This window comes from Fibrobacter sp. UWR4 (genome assembly GCF_003149045.1).
Taxonomy (GTDB): Bacteria; Fibrobacterota; Fibrobacteria; order Fibrobacterales; family Fibrobacteraceae; genus Fibrobacter.
Window position 1 is genome coordinate 1 of sequence record NZ_QGDU01000049.1, and the last position, 16,748, is coordinate 16,748.

At 49.2% G+C, this 16,748-nt stretch carries 18 protein-coding genes and 1 tRNA gene; 11 read left to right on the plus strand and 8 right to left on the minus strand.

Translation table 11 applies throughout. The features are described 5' to 3' along the window. Positions 1–260 precede the first annotated feature (260 nt). On the minus strand, positions 261–851 hold the full coding sequence (locus tag BGX12_RS14085; RefSeq protein ID WP_109736676.1) for an LEPR-XLL domain-containing protein: 591 nt from the start codon (positions 849–851) through the stop codon (positions 261–263). A gap of 205 nt (positions 852–1,056) precedes the next feature. Next, complete coding sequence (locus BGX12_RS14090; protein WP_109736677.1) at positions 1,057–2,355, minus strand: FISUMP domain-containing protein; 1,299 nt, start codon at positions 2,353–2,355, stop codon at positions 1,057–1,059. Between the two features lie 179 nt (positions 2,356–2,534). On the opposite strand from BGX12_RS14090, the gene BGX12_RS14095 reads away from it, so the two are divergent. From BGX12_RS14095 to BGX12_RS14110, 4 genes are all read left to right on the plus strand, one after another. Beyond that, entirely contained in the window at positions 2,535–3,089 is a 555-nt protein-coding gene (locus BGX12_RS14095) for a virulence RhuM family protein (protein ID WP_109736678.1), read from the plus strand. 179 nt (positions 3,090–3,268) lie between these two features. After that, positions 3,269–3,421 carry a hypothetical protein gene (locus BGX12_RS15575; RefSeq protein ID WP_158278268.1) on the plus strand — a complete coding sequence of 51 codons (153 nt, stop codon included), beginning with the start codon at positions 3,269–3,271 and terminating at the stop codon, positions 3,419–3,421. A 545-nt stretch (positions 3,422–3,966) separates the two neighbouring features. After that, positions 3,967–4,920 (plus strand): ornithine carbamoyltransferase, encoded by a 954-nt coding sequence (gene argF, locus BGX12_RS14105; RefSeq protein WP_109736680.1) that lies wholly within the window; start codon positions 3,967–3,969, stop codon positions 4,918–4,920. Between the two features lie 78 nt (positions 4,921–4,998). Beyond that, a complete protein-coding gene (locus BGX12_RS14110; RefSeq protein WP_109736681.1) occupies positions 4,999–6,270 on the plus strand; it encodes a pitrilysin family protein in 1,272 nt (423 codons plus the stop codon). A 126-nt stretch (positions 6,271–6,396) separates the two neighbouring features. On the opposite strand, the gene rplT is transcribed toward BGX12_RS14110, so the two are convergent. Genes rplT through infC form a run of 3 tightly spaced genes read right to left on the minus strand, consistent with a single transcriptional unit; the run spans position 6,397 to position 7,600 of the window. Next, a complete protein-coding gene (gene rplT / locus BGX12_RS14115; RefSeq protein ID WP_109736682.1) occupies positions 6,397–6,747 on the minus strand; it encodes a 50S ribosomal protein L20 in 351 nt (116 codons plus the stop codon). Positions 6,748–6,759: 12 nt separating this feature from the next. Continuing rightward, the gene (gene rpmI / locus BGX12_RS14120; protein WP_073230901.1) at positions 6,760–6,957 is read right to left on the minus strand and encodes a 50S ribosomal protein L35; all 198 of its coding nucleotides are present in this window, start codon (positions 6,955–6,957) and stop codon (positions 6,760–6,762) included. Between the two features lie 22 nt (positions 6,958–6,979). Further along, on the minus strand, positions 6,980–7,600 hold the full coding sequence (gene infC / locus BGX12_RS14125) for a translation initiation factor IF-3 (protein ID WP_233246408.1): 621 nt from the start codon (positions 7,598–7,600) through the stop codon (positions 6,980–6,982). A gap of 130 nt (positions 7,601–7,730) precedes the next feature. On the opposite strand from infC, the gene BGX12_RS14130 reads away from it, so the two are divergent. Continuing rightward, positions 7,731–7,802 (plus strand) — tRNA-Gly (locus tag BGX12_RS14130). Between the two features lie 238 nt (positions 7,803–8,040). Here the strand turns inward: BGX12_RS14130 and BGX12_RS14135 are convergent. Both BGX12_RS14135 and BGX12_RS14140 read right to left on the minus strand, forming a co-directional pair. Further along, positions 8,041–8,502: a TonB family protein gene (locus BGX12_RS14135; RefSeq protein WP_158278269.1), complete on the minus strand. Its 462-nt coding sequence runs from the start codon at positions 8,500–8,502 to the stop codon at positions 8,041–8,043. After that, positions 8,499–9,179: a TonB family protein gene (locus BGX12_RS14140; RefSeq protein WP_109736685.1), complete on the minus strand. Its 681-nt coding sequence runs from the start codon at positions 9,177–9,179 to the stop codon at positions 8,499–8,501. The genes BGX12_RS14135 and BGX12_RS14140 overlap by 4 nt, the downstream gene beginning before the upstream one ends. A gap of 150 nt (positions 9,180–9,329) precedes the next feature. Here BGX12_RS14140 and BGX12_RS14145 point away from each other — a divergent pair, with 150 nt between their 5' ends. Genes BGX12_RS14145 through BGX12_RS14170 form a run of 6 tightly spaced genes read left to right on the plus strand, consistent with a single transcriptional unit; the run spans position 9,330 to position 15,115 of the window. Continuing rightward, complete coding sequence (locus BGX12_RS14145) at positions 9,330–10,490, plus strand: class I SAM-dependent RNA methyltransferase (RefSeq protein WP_109736686.1); 1,161 nt, start codon at positions 9,330–9,332, stop codon at positions 10,488–10,490. A gap of 41 nt (positions 10,491–10,531) precedes the next feature. Next, the gene (locus BGX12_RS14150; protein WP_233246409.1) at positions 10,532–11,377 is read left to right on the plus strand and encodes a DUF6544 family protein; all 846 of its coding nucleotides are present in this window, start codon (positions 10,532–10,534) and stop codon (positions 11,375–11,377) included. Between the two features lie 41 nt (positions 11,378–11,418). After that, a complete protein-coding gene (locus BGX12_RS14155; RefSeq protein ID WP_109736687.1) occupies positions 11,419–12,633 on the plus strand; it encodes an MFS transporter in 1,215 nt (404 codons plus the stop codon). Position 12,634: 1 nt separating this feature from the next. Continuing rightward, the gene (locus BGX12_RS14160; protein ID WP_109736688.1) at positions 12,635–13,504 is read left to right on the plus strand and encodes an MBL fold metallo-hydrolase; all 870 of its coding nucleotides are present in this window, start codon (positions 12,635–12,637) and stop codon (positions 13,502–13,504) included. 4 nt (positions 13,505–13,508) lie between these two features. Beyond that, positions 13,509–14,045 (plus strand): NUDIX hydrolase, encoded by a 537-nt coding sequence (locus BGX12_RS14165; RefSeq protein WP_073230885.1) that lies wholly within the window; start codon positions 13,509–13,511, stop codon positions 14,043–14,045. A gap of 2 nt (positions 14,046–14,047) precedes the next feature. Next, positions 14,048–15,115 carry a sugar nucleotide-binding protein gene (locus BGX12_RS14170; RefSeq protein ID WP_233246410.1) on the plus strand — a complete coding sequence of 356 codons (1,068 nt, stop codon included), beginning with the start codon at positions 14,048–14,050 and terminating at the stop codon, positions 15,113–15,115. A gap of 27 nt (positions 15,116–15,142) precedes the next feature. On the opposite strand, the gene BGX12_RS14175 is transcribed toward BGX12_RS14170, so the two are convergent. Continuing rightward, the gene (locus tag BGX12_RS14175; protein WP_158278270.1) at positions 15,143–16,555 is read right to left on the minus strand and encodes a GGDEF domain-containing protein; all 1,413 of its coding nucleotides are present in this window, start codon (positions 16,553–16,555) and stop codon (positions 15,143–15,145) included. Positions 16,556–16,748: the final 193 nt, after the last annotated feature.

Genomic DNA, 16,748 nt, shown 5'->3' on the forward strand with positions numbered 1-16,748 from the left:
AGTTTGAAACGGAATCAATAGCCTTTGTAACTTCATCACCGATTGTCGCAGACAGACTTTCAAATTGTTCTACGTAAGCATCCAGTTTTTCCACCTCGAATCCGGAGGCGGCATCCATCATCATTACCGACAAGGCGAGTGATGCGAAAACAGACTAGTCTGTTTTCATATCCGAGCCGCAGCGGGAGGCGCTTAGCGCAAACGGGGTTCAAGATTTTCAAAAGCTTTTGTTCATTTGAACGCCTGCGGCGTTAGCGGCGTCACTCGGTCATACCAAAATCCAAGCCAAGATCATTTAAAGCAGTATTATGTTGCAAATCAACGGAAACAATTAACTTTGAGCCATCTGTCTCAAACTTCAAATAACCATATTCTTTTTGAGCATCATCTTTTAGGACATCATCCACATACTTGGATACAAAATCAGACAACGAAAAACTCTCGATTTTATCGTCTACAGATTCATTGATGGTTTCAATGTCAGTCTTTGCCTTTTCTAAGGATTCCGTAAGAATATGTCTTACATCATCAACAATTTTTGTTTGGAAATCACCAACGGAATCTTCAAGCAAAGAGCTAAAAGTCTCCACGCCTTCGGTCAAACCAAGCGAAGATGCATTAAAATCTACAATGTTATCAATGGCCGAGGTTATGTCATTGCCAATGGTTTCAGAAACACTTGCAAATTGGTCAACATAGGTTTCAATCTTTTCCACCTCAAAACTAGTGGCCGCGTCCATCATTAAGCGTGGTTCTAGATTTTCGATCTTGAAATTCTTCTTAGAGTTTTTTCTTGCCTTAGAAGACTTGGAAGAAGCGTTCTTGGAGGACTTACGAGAGTTATTGTTCATTGAACGCCTGCGGCGTTAGCGGCGTCACTCGGTCATAAAATCAAGTGAACTTGATTTTGCGACGCTCGTTTAGCACGCTATTTAGACATAAGATTAGCCTTGGATACGCACTTTGCGTATCGTGATGTTAAACTTGGGAATGGGAGCCCTCACCATGAGGGTTCCCGAGAATCTTTTTTGGGGAGAATTGTTTAGGAGATTGGTGTTACTCCACCATTACACAACGGACGGAAAGACCGTTGGTTTTATTGGTCGAAGCAACCTGAAAATCAGTGCTGCTGTTAGTAGCCCACGAGGCATTAGACCTTTTCTCAGTTCTTTCAACGGGATAATGCCAATATGTACTACTATTCATACCATCAAATGCAAAGTTCCACAAATACCCAGCACCAACCAAAGAGTATCCGGTAGAATTAAAGCCTCCAAACCTATATTCTGATCGAACACCCTTGATACCGTCCTCATTTCCATCTGCATGGACTATGGTGTACATATCGTTATAGGTCAGCAGGCGCCAGCCCTCGGGGCAAATGCCCTGGTGGTTTTCCTGAATCAAATCGGCGCAACTTTCCGTGTTGCAGCGGCTGGGCAAAGCCATCATTTCCGCCCACTGGTAAAGACCGCCATACTTATCGCAATTGGTAGTATCATCTTTATAGCAATAACGTTCAATCTTGGAATCGTCAGATTGATCATCAAGTCCTTCAATCATTTCACCAATATTCAGATTTTCCGCCATGACCGTAACAGAATTGACTTTGTAGCTGGTGTCCTTTCCTGTAATGGTGATATAGTAGTAGCTACGGCCAGTGCGTTTATCGATAAACTGTTTATATTCACCATTGTCGTATTTTGCACCTTCAAGAAAATTCTTATGATCAAAGGGCACATATTCACTGCTGCTGGAAATCTTCACAGAACTGGAGGAAGACTTAGCACTGGAACTAGAAGCAACAGAAGAACTGCTCTTTGCTGTGCTAGAAGAGGACTTTGCGCTAGAGCTAGAGGCAACAGAGGAGCTGCTCTTAGCCGAGCTACTGGATCCTTCGCTCGATGAGCTCAGGATGACGCTGGAAGAGCTGCTGCTCTTTGCAGAACTGGAGCTGCTCTTGGCTTCGCTGGAGGAAGAAGATTCGTCCTTCTTGACGATCCAGCCCCACTTGTTCAGTTCGGCGTCGTGGATGCAGACCAGCTCCACGTTGCTGTCGTAGTTGTAAGAAAGCTTGCCTTCGCGGTTTTCGTCACACTTACAGCTCAAGGCATCGGCCAAGGTGTAAATGTCGCAGACGTACTTTGCTACGCTGGAGCTAGAAGATTCCTTAGCAGAGCTGGAAGATTCCTTATCGCTAGAGGAGCTATTCTTTGTGCTAGAGGAGGATTTTTCCTCGTCAGCAACGCTGCTAGAGGAATCTTCGTCCTTGGCGCTGGAGCCGTTATCGCCTCCGCAGGCAATAAGCATGATCGCGGCGATGGACATCACGGCAAGATTCTTGAATATATTCATATGTTCTCCTAATTTATTCCCTTTTTTGAAAATATAGTCAAAAAACACAGACTGTCATAATCTGACTTTTGCAATTTGTATATTTATCCCAGCCGGAAACGCCGGTTTTTATTACATCCCCCCGACAGGGGCCCGCGAGTCACCTCGCATCATGGGAAATGCGTTCCTCGGAGCATCCGATGGAAAATCATCTGGAAAAAACGCCTGAGAAAGGCGAAATCATCGCCTACCACACCGATGGCGAGTTGCATCTTGATGTCCGTCTCGAAAACGAAACCGTCTGGCTGACGCAGGCTCAGATGGCTGAGTTATTCGGATCTTCAAAGCAAAACATAAGCCTTCACATAAACAATATTTTTAAGGAAGGTGAACTTGACGCAAAAGTGGTTGTCAAGGATTTCTTGACAGCCACTAAGCATGGCGCTGTCAAAGGAAAAATTCAATACCATCGCACAAAAAACTACAATCTTGACGTCATCATATCCGTAGGATACCGTGTCAAATCCATCCAAGGAACCCGTTTTCGCCAATGGGCCAACAGAGTCCTTAAGGACCACCTTCTCAAAGGCTACAGTATAAACCAGCGCTTGCTTGTTGCAGAAGAGCGCATTGACCATCATTTGGCAAATCACGAAAACCGTATTATCGACCTGAAAAACGAGCAGGAGGATCACTCTGCACTCTCCCAGCCAATTCCCGCTGGGACGGCTTCGCCCTCATTGCAGAACTTGTAAAATCCGCCGAAAAATCCGTGGTGTTCATCGACCCATTTGCAGATGTCACCGCATTAAATTTCGCAGCATTTCGAAAGCCGAAAGTTACAGCAATCGTCTATACAGCTCGCATCACCACGGTATTACAAAATCAGGTGGAAATTCATAACAAACAATACCCAGGATTGCAGCTAAGAAACATGCGGCAAGTTCACGACAGGTTCCTTCTCGTCGATGACAAGGTCTATCACTTTGGAGCCAGCTTCAAGGATATGGGGAACGGACTTTGCGGCTACAGCATCATGGATTTTGCAACCGTGGAGCAGGTGATGGAAATGGTGGGAAATCCTTAACGGTATCCGCAGCGGGCTGAGAGGGGGTGGCGGAAGACTTTTAGCCGGGGCCGGCAACCAGGGGGAGCCGTCGGGCGGTACCAAAAACAGCCGCGAGCGGACAACCTGCGGCAGTCCGACTACGCCTTGATGTTATTTTTTTGCGTTTTTGGATGTTCTAGGCTGTTTTTAGCGATGCCACGGCGTAAAAAAAGGCTGCAGCCAGGGGGAAACTTCCCCCCTATCCCTTGACAAACGACTTGTTTTTTTCTCTATTTGGAGGCACAATTTTAAGTTTCACCTTTAACGGAGATACAATATGCCTTGCGGAAAGAAAAGAAAGCGCAGGAAGATTGCGACTCACAAGCGTAAGAAGCGCCGTCGTCGTGACCGTCATAAGAAGAAAATTCGCTAATTTCCGTTAGCATTCTCTTGTGATTTTCCTGTTAAGGAATTGAAAGACGGAGTGACAAGCTCCGTTTTTCGTTTTTTGTTTTTTAGCAAAAAGCGTAAAAGATAAAATTCAACCGAGCAGTTCCTGAGCTCACCAAAATAAGGAATGAAAAATGATTGATCGCAACCAACACTTCCTCCGCCTCGCTGACTGGAGCGAAGAAAAGATTCTCGAAACCGTAGCCATCGCTTCCCGCCTTAAAAAGGAAGTCCATGCAGGCCAGGTCTCCGACCGTCTTCACGGCCAGAACATCGGTATGTTCTTCGAAAAGCCGTCTCTGCGAACTATCACTACTTTCCAGGTGGGCATGAACCAGCTGGGTGGCCACGCTGTGCTGCTCTCCCCGGACTCCATCGGTCTTGGCAAGCGCGAATCCATCAAGGATGTGGCCCGCTGCCTTTCCCGCTGGGTGAACGCTCTCGTTGTCCGCTGCTTCAAGCAGGACCTGGTGGAACAGCTGGCTGAATACGGTTCCATTCCCGTTGTGAACGCCCTGACCGACGACTACCACCCCTGCCAGGCTATCGCCTTCGCCCAGATGATCGAAGAAAATCTCGGCGGCATGAAGGGTAAGACTGTGGCCTTCATCGGCGACGGCAACAACGTTGCAAACTCTTTCCTCGCCCTCTGCTCCAAGGTGGGCATGAACTTTACTTTGGCTTGCCCCAAGGGTTTTGAACAGCCGGCTCACGTGATCGAAGAAGCCCAGGCCGATTTCAAGCGCCACGGCTGCCAGTACCGCGTATTCAACGACCCGAAGGAAGCCGTCAAGGACGCCGACATCCTTTATAGCGACGTGTGGGTTTCCATGGGTCAGGAAGGCCAGAAGGAATCCAAGCAGAATCACTTCTTGCCGTTCCGCATCGACGCAGACCTTTTGAAGTACGCTCCGTCTCACGTGAAGGTTTCCCACTGCCTGCCCGCTCACCGCGGCGACGAAATCACCGACGAAGTGATGGACAACCTGGACCTGAACATGAGCTACGAAGAAGCCGAAAACCGCCTCCACGCCCACAAGGCCGTGCTGTGGCAGGTCATGAAACCGACTTCCGAATTCGGTAAGTAATTTAGTCCACAAGGCTAAGAAAAAGCGCCCGCTCCTTTTAGGACGGGCGCTTTTCTTCTATATTATTCCCGCAATCCTATGAAACAGATTATCAAGCAGACTACTCTCCCCAACGGAATTACCATTATTACCGACTACATGCCCCACGCCTATTCCGTGGCCCTGGGCGCATGGCTCCCTAGGGGAAGCCGACACGAAGCCAAGGAAGAATTTGGCCTTTCCCACTTTTACGAACATCTCGTATTTAAGGGTACCGAAAATAGAACCGCTCTTGAAATCGCCCGTTCCATCGAAGACCGCGGCGGAAATCTGGAAGCATACACTACCCGACAGGAAACAGGTTTTTACGCCCAGGTAGAAAGCGGCGACGCCGCATTGGCCATCGACGTCATTGCAGACATGCTCATGAATCCCCGTTTCGACAAGAAGGAAATGGAGAAGGAACGTCGCGTCATCATCGAGGAAATCCACAGCTACGATGACGTTCCCGAAGAAATCGTCGGGGACGTGTATAACGCCATCCAGTACAAGGGCTGCGGCATTGCCCATTCCATCACGGGTACCGTGAAGGATGTGAAAGCCCTGACTCACAGGCAGATGCTTGCCTACGAACAGCAAGTCCTGAACCAGTTCCCCATTTATGTCTGCGCCGCAGGTAAAGTGGATCACGACGCCTTGGTGGAACTGTGCGCCCAGAAATTTGCAAGGAAAAAATCCGGACTCACCCTTCCTCAGGATTGCTACAAATCCAACCAGAGCGTGAAGGTGGTGCAGAAGCAGGATATTACCCAGTCCAATCTTTTCTGGGGAATGAGTTTCGACAAGAGCCTGCTGGACGAAAAGGGGCGCTGCGCCTTGTCCCTCTTTAATGTAGCCATGGGCGCCGGCATGGCAAGCCGACTCTTCCAGAAGATCCGCGAAGATAAGGGACTGGCCTATTCCGTCTATTCTACTGCGGACCTGTACCGCGATTGCGCCGACTGGGGAGTTTCGCTAGCAACGGAACCTCACCAGCTGAAGATGGCGCTGGACATTTCCGTGAAGGAGACCAAGAAGTTCCTAAAGAAGGGCTTCATGAAGGACGAACTGGAACGTACCAAGGCCAACATCCTGGGCAGCATGCACCTAGGGGCGGACAATCCCGAGAAGCGAGTCATCCGCCTTGCAGAACAAGTCCTGCACATCGGGGAACTGACCCCTATGGATAGGACCGAAAAAATCCTGAAGAACATTACCGAAGAGGAAGTCCACCAGATTACCCGTGACGTCTTCAATAGCGCCAAGTTCTCCGCAGCCGTGGTGGAACCCAGGAGCAAGAAGAAGACTGAAATCGGGGTGGATTTTTTCTAATACATCTATTGCTAACATGACCGAGACTTCTTTTTCGAAGAAAAAGAAAGCCCCCGCTCCGAAGAGCAGGGGCAATTTCTCGCGTTTCGATGATAGCTAACGCAATTTCCTGACTAGGTCAAGAAATTAAGCAGCCTTCACAGTTTCCACGACCTTGGCAAATGCAGAAGGATCTGCAACAGCCATATCAGCGAGAACCTTACGGTTCATCTTGATGTTAGCCTTGGAGAGCTTGTAAATGAACTGGCTATAGCTAATGCCGTATTCACGAACAGCTGCGTTCAGACGAGTGATCCACAGAGAGCGGAAGTCACCCTTCTTGTCGCGGCGGTGTGCGTAGGCATACTGACCAGCGTGAGCAACTGCGTCGATAGCAAGACGAATGTTGGACTTGCGACGACCGTAGAAGCCCTTAGCGGCCTTGAGGATATTTTTGCGGCGTTCGCGGGAAGGAACTCTGGATTTTGCGCGTGGCATTCTTACTACTCCTTATGCTACAACAAGCAGACGCTTGACGTGGTACAAATCAACCTTCTTAACGAGAGCGCCCTTACGGAGGTTACGCTTACGCTTAGTGGTCATCTTAGCTTGAATGTGGCGCATACCAGCGCGCTTGAACTTGACGTGGCCAGAGCCGGTCAGGCGGAAGCGCTTCTTGGAACCGCTATGAGTTTTCATCTTAGGCATTTTTACCTCTTAGGTTGTATAGTTAAGCCTCACCTGCTGCCTCGGGCGCGGTTACGGGCTTCGGTGCCTGGTCCGGCTTCTTTGTCGTACCAGCACCACGTTTAGGACTGTAGATAGAAAGCATAGTGTTGCCTTCGACTCTGGAGTCCATTTCCAAATCGCCAAACGGGGCCAATTCTTCCTTGGCACGTTCCATAAGGCGCTTGCCGTAGTCCATGTGAGCCATTTCGCGGCCACGGAACTGCATAATAAGCTTTACCTTCATTCCATCCTGAAGGAACTCGCTAGCCTGCTTGATACGGTACAGGTAGTCGTTTTCGGCAGTCTTGGGGTGCATCTTGATTTCCTTAAGCTTCACCACATGCTGCTTGGCCTTGGCGGCCTTAGCCTTCTTGACCTGTTCGAACTTGTACTTACCGTAGTTGATGATCTTACATACGGGAGGCTTTGCGTTGGGAGAGACTTCCACCAGGTCCAGTCCGGCGTCCTTTGCCATCTGGAGAGCCTTGGAAGTTTCAATAACCACAGCTTCACCATCTTCCTTAACAAGACGGATGGGGCTAATGCGAATATCTTCGTTAATACGAGTGCCGTCGCTCTGACGGTTGGGCATTTGACGGCCGCGGGGTGGTTGTAACGCCAAGTTCTGATACCTCAGGATGAATTGTTTTCGTTTTTGTGAGCGTAAAAATAGAAAGATTTTTCAAAAACTCCAATACTTTTTTATTTACCCCTTTGAAAATGGGCATTTTTTTGTATAATTGGGTTCACTTGCGGCGGTAGCTCAATGGTAGAGCCTTAGCCTTCCAAGCTAATGGTTGCCGGTTCGATCCCGGTCCGCCGCTTGAACAAAAGTCCTCTGACTCTGTCAGAGGACTTTTTTTGCACCCTCCCCCAACCCCCTCCTCAAAGGAGGGGGCTTTTTTGTCGGGAGGGCTCGTCCCTTCCCGTGGAAGGGACTTTGATGTTAGGACATATCTTTTACCCGCCCACTCTCCAGAAGGGGGCTATGTTTTCGGAATTGTTGCTGGGCTTTTGTCGGGAGGGCTCGTCCCTTCCCATGGAAGGGACTTTGATGTCTGGTTATTCGTAGAAGGTGAATGGTATTGTGACCTTGGCGTCTTTGTAGTTTCCACTTGCAAAGGTCCATTGGCCCATGTCTTCTGCAATAGCGGCATCAAATTCCTCATACCCGGTGGTTGAGCTCAGGACAGAAACATCCTCTACAGTGCCGTCGGACATAATTTTAAACTGCAATACAATCTTTCCGCCAAAGCCCGGGCGCTTTTTTAGGAACTGGTTATAAATGACGCGAAAGCGATTATAAGTGTCAAGCTTTATCACTTCTTGAATTTCAGTCTTCGACCTATTTATGCGAGAATCACTGGAAGAATCCGCAGGCACGGAGGAGGGTTGCTCCGTGGAAGGAACATTCACATCGTTTTGAGAAACTGGGGGTGTAGAATTTGACGTCGGTGCGCATGCCAGAACCAGCCCCACAAGGGCAGCAACCAATGTAATCTTCACAATATTCTGTATTTTCACTTTGCGTCCTTTGCGCTTTCGTTTAGAACAAATTCAAGCGGAATTTCAATAGCTGCATTTCCTGAATCCACCTTTGGGAATTTATAACGGCCAACGGCGGTCTTTATTTCCTCGTCAAATTCCTCAAAGCCCGTGGTGGAATGAACTACAGACACAGAATCAACTTCACCAGAAGAATTGACAACAAGCTTAAGCTTTACAAGGCCTTCAAAATTTGGATTTTTCTTTCTTAGGGATTTATTGTACACATGACGAAGTCCCGGAGTACGTTGTCTTAATACCCTAACTACTTCATTCTTACTGAGTGAACCTTTTACCTTAATATCGTATTCGTCAATCTTCTTGACAGAACCGGGGCTAACACTTTCAACAGTTCGTTCAACACATGTTTTCTTGAAAACACCATGTCCAGCACATGTATCAAGAATATCTTCCCTATGTCTCGCTACCACCCGATCAACATCCTTGGAAAAAGTCGTTTTTTTCAGCAAAGCGCGGTTCACCGACTTGCAACAAGGGACCGCACCAAAAACCAACGGATCATTATCAACCTGAAATTCTTCTGCATTAAAGCCACTCAGGTCAAAGTCATCATCCGCTTTCTCCGACGAACAGCCAACAAGCACCGCAATAGCGACGTTCACCAACAAGGCGAAATAAAACTTTCGAGACGTCATATTTCCTTCCAATTCCCCTTATACCCATAAGTATAAAAAAACTCTTTTAGGATTTCCGCGAACTTCCTAAATTTGCAGGCAAGTTTTCGGTCGCTGCACTCGCCTTTTGCTACATTTGCACTTGTAAAATTTTGCCCTACGGAGGCGCACATGTTTTTTGAACAGGCCATTGCCAACTGCATTCCCAACTACACCCGCGAAGCCGATTCCGCCCACGGCGAATCCTTGGCCATGATGGACTACAAGGACGAGCTGAAGGTAAAGGACCAGGCCATCCAGGAATTCTGGGACGTGAACCGTCTGGCAGGCACTCCGAAAAAGGTGATTGCAAGTCCGCTGCCTCGCGCCTACCGTACCACCAGCAAGCGCCGCGTGGCCATGGCTCCAGGCAACCTGCAGTTCGACCGTCAGGATTCCATGCTGGAACCGGAAGAACACAACAAGATTTACAACCTGCTGTTCGAAAAGCTGATCACTCCGGCATACAAGCCCTTGGCCTACGCCTTGAACTGGATTATTATCCGCGGAACCTACCGCTACCGCGTGGTCATCTTCAACATCAAGAAGATTGACGCCACTATCGTCCGTAAGCTGAAGCAGATTTCCGAAGTCCTGCAAAAGAGCGAGTTGAATGTGACTGCGGCCCACGCCTATGTGGACACCACGGAATCCGATTACTATCTGGAAGCCAAGCGTCCCACGGAAGGTCTGAACTTCAAGCAGCTTTACGGCCCCCGCGAACTGGCCCTGAACCTGGGTCATTTCAGTCTGAAGTATCCTGTCACAGGCTTCAGCCAGATTAACGAAAGCCAGATTCACAACTTGATCAAGGCAGCTAGCCGCATGATGGGCCTGACCAAGGACGACAAGTTCCTGGACCTGTACTGCGGTTACGGTCTGTTCAGCTTTGCCCTGGGTGAAGCAGCCAAGTCCGTGCTGGGTGTGGAATGGGAAGGTCCGTCCATCGAAAGCGCAAAGGCCAGCGCCAAATACCTGAAGAAGAATTACCGCTTTGTGGCAGGCAAGATCGACGAAGAATTCGTCCAGATGCGCTTGCCTCGTCCTGTTCCCGGCGAACCGGAAAAGATTCTGTTGGATCCGCCCCGCAAGGGATGCGAACCGGGCGTGATTCACGCCCTCGCCATGCGCAAGCCGATTCGCGTGTGCCATGTGTTCTGCGGCACCGACGAAATCCCAGCCGCCCTGAAGGAATGGGAACGCTACGGCTACCGCGTTCGCGAAGTGCAGCCTCTGGACTTGTTCCCGGGTACACCGCACCTGGAAACTATCGTGATGCTGGAGAAGAAGTAAAAACGCAAGGGAAGCTGAAAGAAAACCGACATTATAATCGTATGAAGATTATCATTTGCATTGCTGTTGCGGCCATTGTACTATCCGCAGTTGTCTGGTTTAAAATTCCCTATTCTCCACTGAAAACAGATTTTTCTAACGACAACATCGTACTCAAGGAAAAATCTGTTTTGTACAGGAGTGATGAAGTTTTTAAGGAATCCGATTTTGCAGCCATGCCTTCTGCCATCCAGAAATACATCGGCAATGCTGGCTACATCGGTACCCCAAAAATGAACTCCTTGCACATGGAGTACCTTGACGTAGATTTCAAGCAGGGCAAGAACGGTCCTAACTTGAAAATCGATTATATCCAGAACAACTACGTCAAAGAACATGCAAGAATGGCCATGATTTTAAGCAGTATGTTTGGTATTCCGTTCCAAGGTTACGATTACTACAGCAATGGCGTCGGAGGAATGAAGGGCGTCATCGCAAAACTTTTGACGTTGTTTGACCAAAGAGGCCATGAAATGGACGTGGCCTGCTTGGCAACATTCCTCGCAGAAAGTGTATTCTTTCCTAGCGTCTTGCTGCAAGACTACATCAGCCTGGAAGAAGTCAATGACCATCAGGTTCGTGCCACCATTACGTTTCGCGACCAAAAAGCATCCGGCATTTTCACATTCAACGAAAAGTACGAAATGACTTCCTTCACTACAAAGGATCGCGCCGTAGTCAACACCGACGGAACTACGGAATATGTTCCTTGGACCGCAGCCTGCGACAACTACATTACGGGTGCAGACGGAATCAAGCGTCCAACCACATTCAAAGCCATTTGGAATTACACCGATGGCGATTTTGTCTACTTTGACGGTCAAATCTCAAAGATTGATTACGAATAAAACATTCCCAAAGGGATAGGTATTTTTCTAAATTTCAAATCATGAACGAGAGTGTAGAAAAGCCCGCACTTTGGACACGCAATTTTGTAACCTGCGCGGCTGCGAACTTTTTGCTATTCTTTAGTTTCTACCAGCTATTGCCCGTTTTACCGCTGTACATTTTTGAAAAGTTCCAGACGGATAACGCCACTGCGGGCATTATCATTTCGTTGTATACCATCGGAGCTTTGTGCTGTAGGCCTTTCGCCGGATTTCTGGTGGATAGTCTCAGCCGTAAGCCCCTTTACTTCTGGACATTTTTCGCATTCACCTTGTGCTTTGTAGGGTACTGGGCCTTAGGTCTCTTGCCCTTACTTGCCGTAGTCCGCTTTATGCACGGCGTATTCTTCGGGATTTCTACCACAGCCAGCAACACGGTGGCAATCGATGCACTCCCCAGCAGCCGTCGCGGCGAAGGCATCGGCTATTTTGGCATTAGCGTGAATTTGGCCTTTGCCACAGGCCCTATGACCGGCATGTTCTTGTACGAAGGATTGGGCAGTAACATGGTATTCGCCATATCCATTGCGCTTTGCGTTATTGGCTTGATACTGGTGAAGACTTTGCAGGTAAAGCCTAAAGAGAAAAAGCCTCACGCCCCGTTATCCCTGGACCGTTTCTTCTTGACAAAAGCAATTCCCCAATTTTTGAATTTCATTTTCGTGGGATTCGCCTACGGTCCGGTGACCAACTACATTGCCTTGTATGCGAAAGAACTTGGTATCGGCGGCAGTGGATGGTTCTATGCGCTCATCGCCGCGGGTCTGATCATGAACCGTGTCCTGACGGGGCGTCTCATTGACCGGGGCTGGCTTACTCGCCTTGTAGGCATGGGCATGACGCTCAACGTTCTGGCCTACCTGCTGTTGACTTACTGCGGCGAGCTGGGAGCAATTCTCCCCGGTGGCCCCGCCCTCCCCTTCTTTATTTCTTCCTTTATGATCGGCACAAGCCTTGGATTGATTTTCCCGGGTTACCAGACCATGTGCGTGAACCTGGCAAGGCACGACCAGCGTGGAACCGCCAACAGCACCTACCTGAGCGGTTGGGATATTGGCATTGGTTCAGGCATTCTTGTTGGCGGCTCCATGGCCCAGCACTTCGGGATGCATCAGCAAGTATTCTTGGCATGCGTCGTGGCGTTGTTCGTTGCAGACATCATGTATTTATGTTATACTAGTAAGCACTACCACAAGAACAAACTAGAAGGGAATTGATATGATTAAACGCTTTGCTCTAGGTGCCGCATTAGCACTTACAATTACCGCTTGCGAAAAGCAGGAAGTCGCCCAGCAGAATTCTCAAACTCAAGCGGAAAGTGCTGCAGAAGGTATTGCAGCCAAGGCAGTCACCAAGACTATTACTCTGGCCGATGGTTCCACCGTCACCTGGATTCAGGACAACGCAGGGGAAAAAATGAACCCTCGCGAACTGTTCAGCGACGCAAGCGATTCCCTCTATAATTCCATGAACTTGCCTAACGGCGTTCCCGCTTCTGTCAGTACCTATCTGCTGAAGACCGAAGGCGAATACATACTGTTTGACGCAGGCCTTGGGGCATTCGGCGGCCAGATGCTCGCCCACCTAAATGAACTGGGAGTAAGCCCCGACTCTGTCAAGAAAGTCTATCTCACGCACCTGCACGTGGACCACATCAACGGCTTGGTGGCACAAAGCGATAAGGGTATGGAAAAGGTGTTCAAGAATGCGGAAGTCTACGTAGGTTCCGTTGAAAAGGACGCCTGGATGAACATGGAAAAGAATGACCTGCAAAAGGCCATTCTTGGCGTCTATAACGACAAGCTGAAGCTGTTCGCCTTCGGGGACACGCTCCCCCACAATGTTATCGCCATGGATGCCGTGGGCCACACTCCGGGCCACACCGTTTTCCAGAAGGGCGAACTTCTGGTCATTGGCGATCTGATGCACGGATACGCCCTGCAAATTGAACATCCAGAAATCAATTCCAACTACGACATGGATAAGGAAAAGTCCATTGAATCTCGCAAGAAGATTCTCGCCTACGCCAAGGCAAACAACCTGACCATGGCCGGCATGCACCTGCCTCCTCCGGGATTTGCGAAGTAAGCTTATGAAACCCTGGAAACTTCTGGACACCGAATATCTTGTAAACGCCCCCTGGCTGAAAGTAGCCAAGGAAAAATGCGAGCTGCCCAACGGAAAAGTCATCGATGATTTTTACACCTTGTGGCAGCCGGACTGGGTTCTGATTCTAGCCCGCACGAAGGATGGCAAGTGGGTCATGACGGAACAGTACCGCCATGGCACAGGCAAGATTGCATTGGAATTTCCAGCAGGAATCATCGACAAGAACGAGACTGCAGAACAGGCCGCCCTTCGTGAACTTCAGGAAGAATGCGCTTACGGATTTCCCCAGTCCCTCACTTACCTCGGGGCTTTCCCGGTCAATCCGGATCGTCACCGCGGTAAATTTCACGTCGTATTCATTGACGGCGTCGTACGTGCAGGCAAGACCAGCTTCGATGAAAGCGAAGACATCGAATCCCTGGAAATGTCCGACGAAGAACTGCAAGCAAAGATGAACAGTGGAGAATTCAATCATCCCTTACAGATGGCGGGCTACCTGAAGTGGAAACTCGCCCACTAAAATTGCCCATCCTTGTATTGGGATTGAACGGCGTTCCGGGTTACGCCCTCTTTAGGCATTTCAACAGGCTGTTTGGCGGTACCGATGTTAGCGACGGCACCAGCGGGACCATTCATCCGGCGAAACGCCATCCCGATGCTGCGGCGCCCCTTATCGGGATTCGTCCCATTAAACATCCCTGCGTTTACGGGCAGGACGTTGTCGCCATCGACGCGGAAGACACCGCAGGCCTTACCCGACTTTTCGAGAAGCACAAGTTCAAGACGGTGATTGACGCCAGCGGAAACTGCGCGCTGAAAGCCTGCGAGTGCGATACGCCCCGAAGCTACTTGCTGAACTGCTCCCAGGGAGTGGACGCCGCCCAGCTGGCCGCAGATTTTAACTGCACCTTCGTGAGAATTTCTACGGACATGGTCTGGAGTGGAAGCGAAGAAACCGCACATCTCCGCCCCTACAAGGATGATACGCCCAAGGATCCCATCCACAATTACGGAAAGCACCAGCTGGAAGCGGAAATCGAGATCCAGCGGATCAAGCCGGATGCAGTGATGCTCCGTGTGCCTCTCCCTATGGACTATGCCCCCGGTGGCTGCGCCGGCGCCATCGACTGGATCAGCTATCGCTTTAGACCAGGTCGCCCTGCAACGCTTTATACGGACGAATACCGCCGTCCCATTTACGGCGGCGACATGTGCCGTGTGGTCCAGTACATTCTGGAGCATGAATTTCCTGCGGGTATTTACAACTGCGGCGGTCCCCGTCGCGTGACCCTCTATAACGCAGGCCAGCTGGTCAACGCCATCGGAGGCTACCCTCCGGAATTACTCCATGGTTGTCCGCGAATTGAAGCAGGTCCCCTTCCCCCGCGGGTAGGCGATCTAGACATCGACAGTAGCAAACTCTACAGCCTGCTACCGCCGGGATTCATTCGTCCCTGGCCCGCCGACGAAAAAATCGTCCCCACGGACTGTGACTGGCATAAGACATTCGGACGAGACTGCCCCGACAAGCATAAAGTGGGTAGCGAAGAAGCCATCTACCGCCTCCTCGTTCTCGGCGAGAGATATTAAAAAAGGTTCCCGGAGGGAACCTGAAGATTATCCGCGAAAGAAGGTAAAAGCTTTTCCCGTAATTCTCTTACTTTCGTAAGTGCAGTCGTCCGCCTGTTTATACAGGGTTTCAAACATCACGTTCTTCTGGGCAAATGTTGCCCCAAGGCTAATCGAGATTCTATAGTCCTCGTGGTTGGAAATCCGGATTTCATCCAGAATAGTGAAGAAACGTTGAATTACTCTTGCTGCAACTTCTTCCGTTTTCACATCCGTAGCAAAGACCACAAATTCATCGCCCCCCAATCGCATCAGAATATCTCGGTCGCGGAAAGCCTTACGCATAGCATTGGCGACAGCAATAATCACTTCGTCACCCGTCTGGTGGCCAAAAGTATCGTTGACACTTTTGAACTTGTCGACATCGAAAAGGCAAAGCATACCATCCCGATTACTATACAGAAGTTCATTAATCTTAGCGGTTCCTGCACGACGATTATAAAGGCCTGTCATGGCATCCGTCTCGGCCATGGTGGCAAGCTTCGCTTCACGATTTTTCTGTTCGTTGATGTTTTCCACCACATAAATCACACGATGAAGCTCTTCATCCGCGGAATCTCTCACAGCAATAAATCGAGCACGACACCATCCGAAGTTTACGCCCATAAATTCATAAGTGATGGTTCTCTTGTCCTTTAGACGTTCACGAAGAGTGGTCACATCCACAAATTCAAGAACTCCATCCAAAAATTCCGGAGCTGTCGTCGCCTTCATCACATTTATCAAATTTTGCTTAAATCCCGCACGATCACTAGAAACCACATTCTGGATATACTCGTTAGTTCGCACCAAGGAATACATGTCCGTGTTCAAGTCAGCCTGCACCATGGACACATAGATATCCGCCATGGACTTCCACTGTCGAAGTTGGGCCTTACGTTCCTTACTATTGGACAGTTGTTCCCTGTATTCAAAAAGGTATCTTTCAAGCAAAGCCTTTTTAACATAGGATCCAAGGACAATTCCTAAAAACGCAAAAATCCCCATGTTCACGAATTCTTGTTTACGTATAGAATCCGGCTTCAAGTCCGTCATCAAGTAAATGGCAACAAAGGCGATTACCGTGACCATCGTCAGCAAATTCACCCGGGCAGGGCGTTCTGCAAAAAGTTGCGGCACCACCAGGACGAAAGCAAAAAGGGTTATGGTCAGCTGGTCTGGCGAACACACAAAGGTAAGATACATTCCCGTGGCATAAAGAGCCGCTTCAAACACAAACAGTAAAACAGGCAGTACCTTGGGGAACTTAGGAACCAGGGTTGAATTCAGAACGAACACTAACGCCGATAAAACAAATCCCGTAAAATAACCAATCACTTTCTGCGAAATTCCGTCAATATCGGAATACAGCCCAGTAAGAGTGGCAATAGCAAATCCCGCCATTGCTAGAATGGAAAACATTCGTAGGGCAATATGGTTACGTTTACAAACCACCCGCCGAACCAACTCGGCATCCTGCGCGTTCACTTGCGCATTGGTGAAAAAATCAAAATACTTTTGAGGCATCATCAACATGTGTGGAAGCATTTAGGCAGCCTTGCTAGATGATTCTCTCGATTCCGATTCCCATTCGTAGGCTATCTTTACATCTACA

What these genes read in the sequence shown, in the direction of transcription:
- rplT (WP_109736682.1), bottom strand. Translation starts at nt 6,747, where the DNA reads ATGCCACGCGCAAAATCCAGAGTTCCTTCCCGCGAACGCCGCAAAAAT.
- BGX12_RS14095 (WP_109736678.1), top strand. Translation starts at nt 2,535, where the DNA reads ATGGAAAATCATCTGGAAAAAACGCCTGAGAAAGGCGAAATCATCGCC.
- BGX12_RS14165 (WP_073230885.1), top strand. Translation starts at nt 13,509, where the DNA reads ATGAAACCCTGGAAACTTCTGGACACCGAATATCTTGTAAACGCCCCC.
- BGX12_RS15575 (WP_158278268.1), top strand. Translation starts at nt 3,269, where the DNA reads ATGCGGCAAGTTCACGACAGGTTCCTTCTCGTCGATGACAAGGTCTAT.
- BGX12_RS14145 (WP_109736686.1), top strand. Translation starts at nt 9,330, where the DNA reads ATGTTTTTTGAACAGGCCATTGCCAACTGCATTCCCAACTACACCCGC.
- BGX12_RS14150 (WP_233246409.1), top strand. Translation starts at nt 10,532, where the DNA reads ATGAAGATTATCATTTGCATTGCTGTTGCGGCCATTGTACTATCCGCA.
- BGX12_RS14140 (WP_109736685.1), bottom strand. Translation starts at nt 9,179, where the DNA reads ATGACGTCTCGAAAGTTTTATTTCGCCTTGTTGGTGAACGTCGCTATT.
- BGX12_RS14160 (WP_109736688.1), top strand. Translation starts at nt 12,635, where the DNA reads ATGATTAAACGCTTTGCTCTAGGTGCCGCATTAGCACTTACAATTACC.
- rpmI (WP_073230901.1), bottom strand. Translation starts at nt 6,957, where the DNA reads ATGCCTAAGATGAAAACTCATAGCGGTTCCAAGAAGCGCTTCCGCCTG.
- BGX12_RS14155 (WP_109736687.1), top strand. Translation starts at nt 11,419, where the DNA reads ATGAACGAGAGTGTAGAAAAGCCCGCACTTTGGACACGCAATTTTGTA.
- BGX12_RS14110 (WP_109736681.1), top strand. Translation starts at nt 4,999, where the DNA reads ATGAAACAGATTATCAAGCAGACTACTCTCCCCAACGGAATTACCATT.
- BGX12_RS14085 (WP_109736676.1), bottom strand. Translation starts at nt 851, where the DNA reads ATGAACAATAACTCTCGTAAGTCCTCCAAGAACGCTTCTTCCAAGTCT.
- BGX12_RS14175 (WP_158278270.1), bottom strand. Translation starts at nt 16,555, where the DNA reads ATGTTTTCCATTCTAGCAATGGCGGGATTTGCTATTGCCACTCTTACT.
- BGX12_RS14090 (WP_109736677.1), bottom strand. Translation starts at nt 2,355, where the DNA reads ATGAATATATTCAAGAATCTTGCCGTGATGTCCATCGCCGCGATCATG.
- argF (WP_109736680.1), top strand. Translation starts at nt 3,967, where the DNA reads ATGATTGATCGCAACCAACACTTCCTCCGCCTCGCTGACTGGAGCGAA.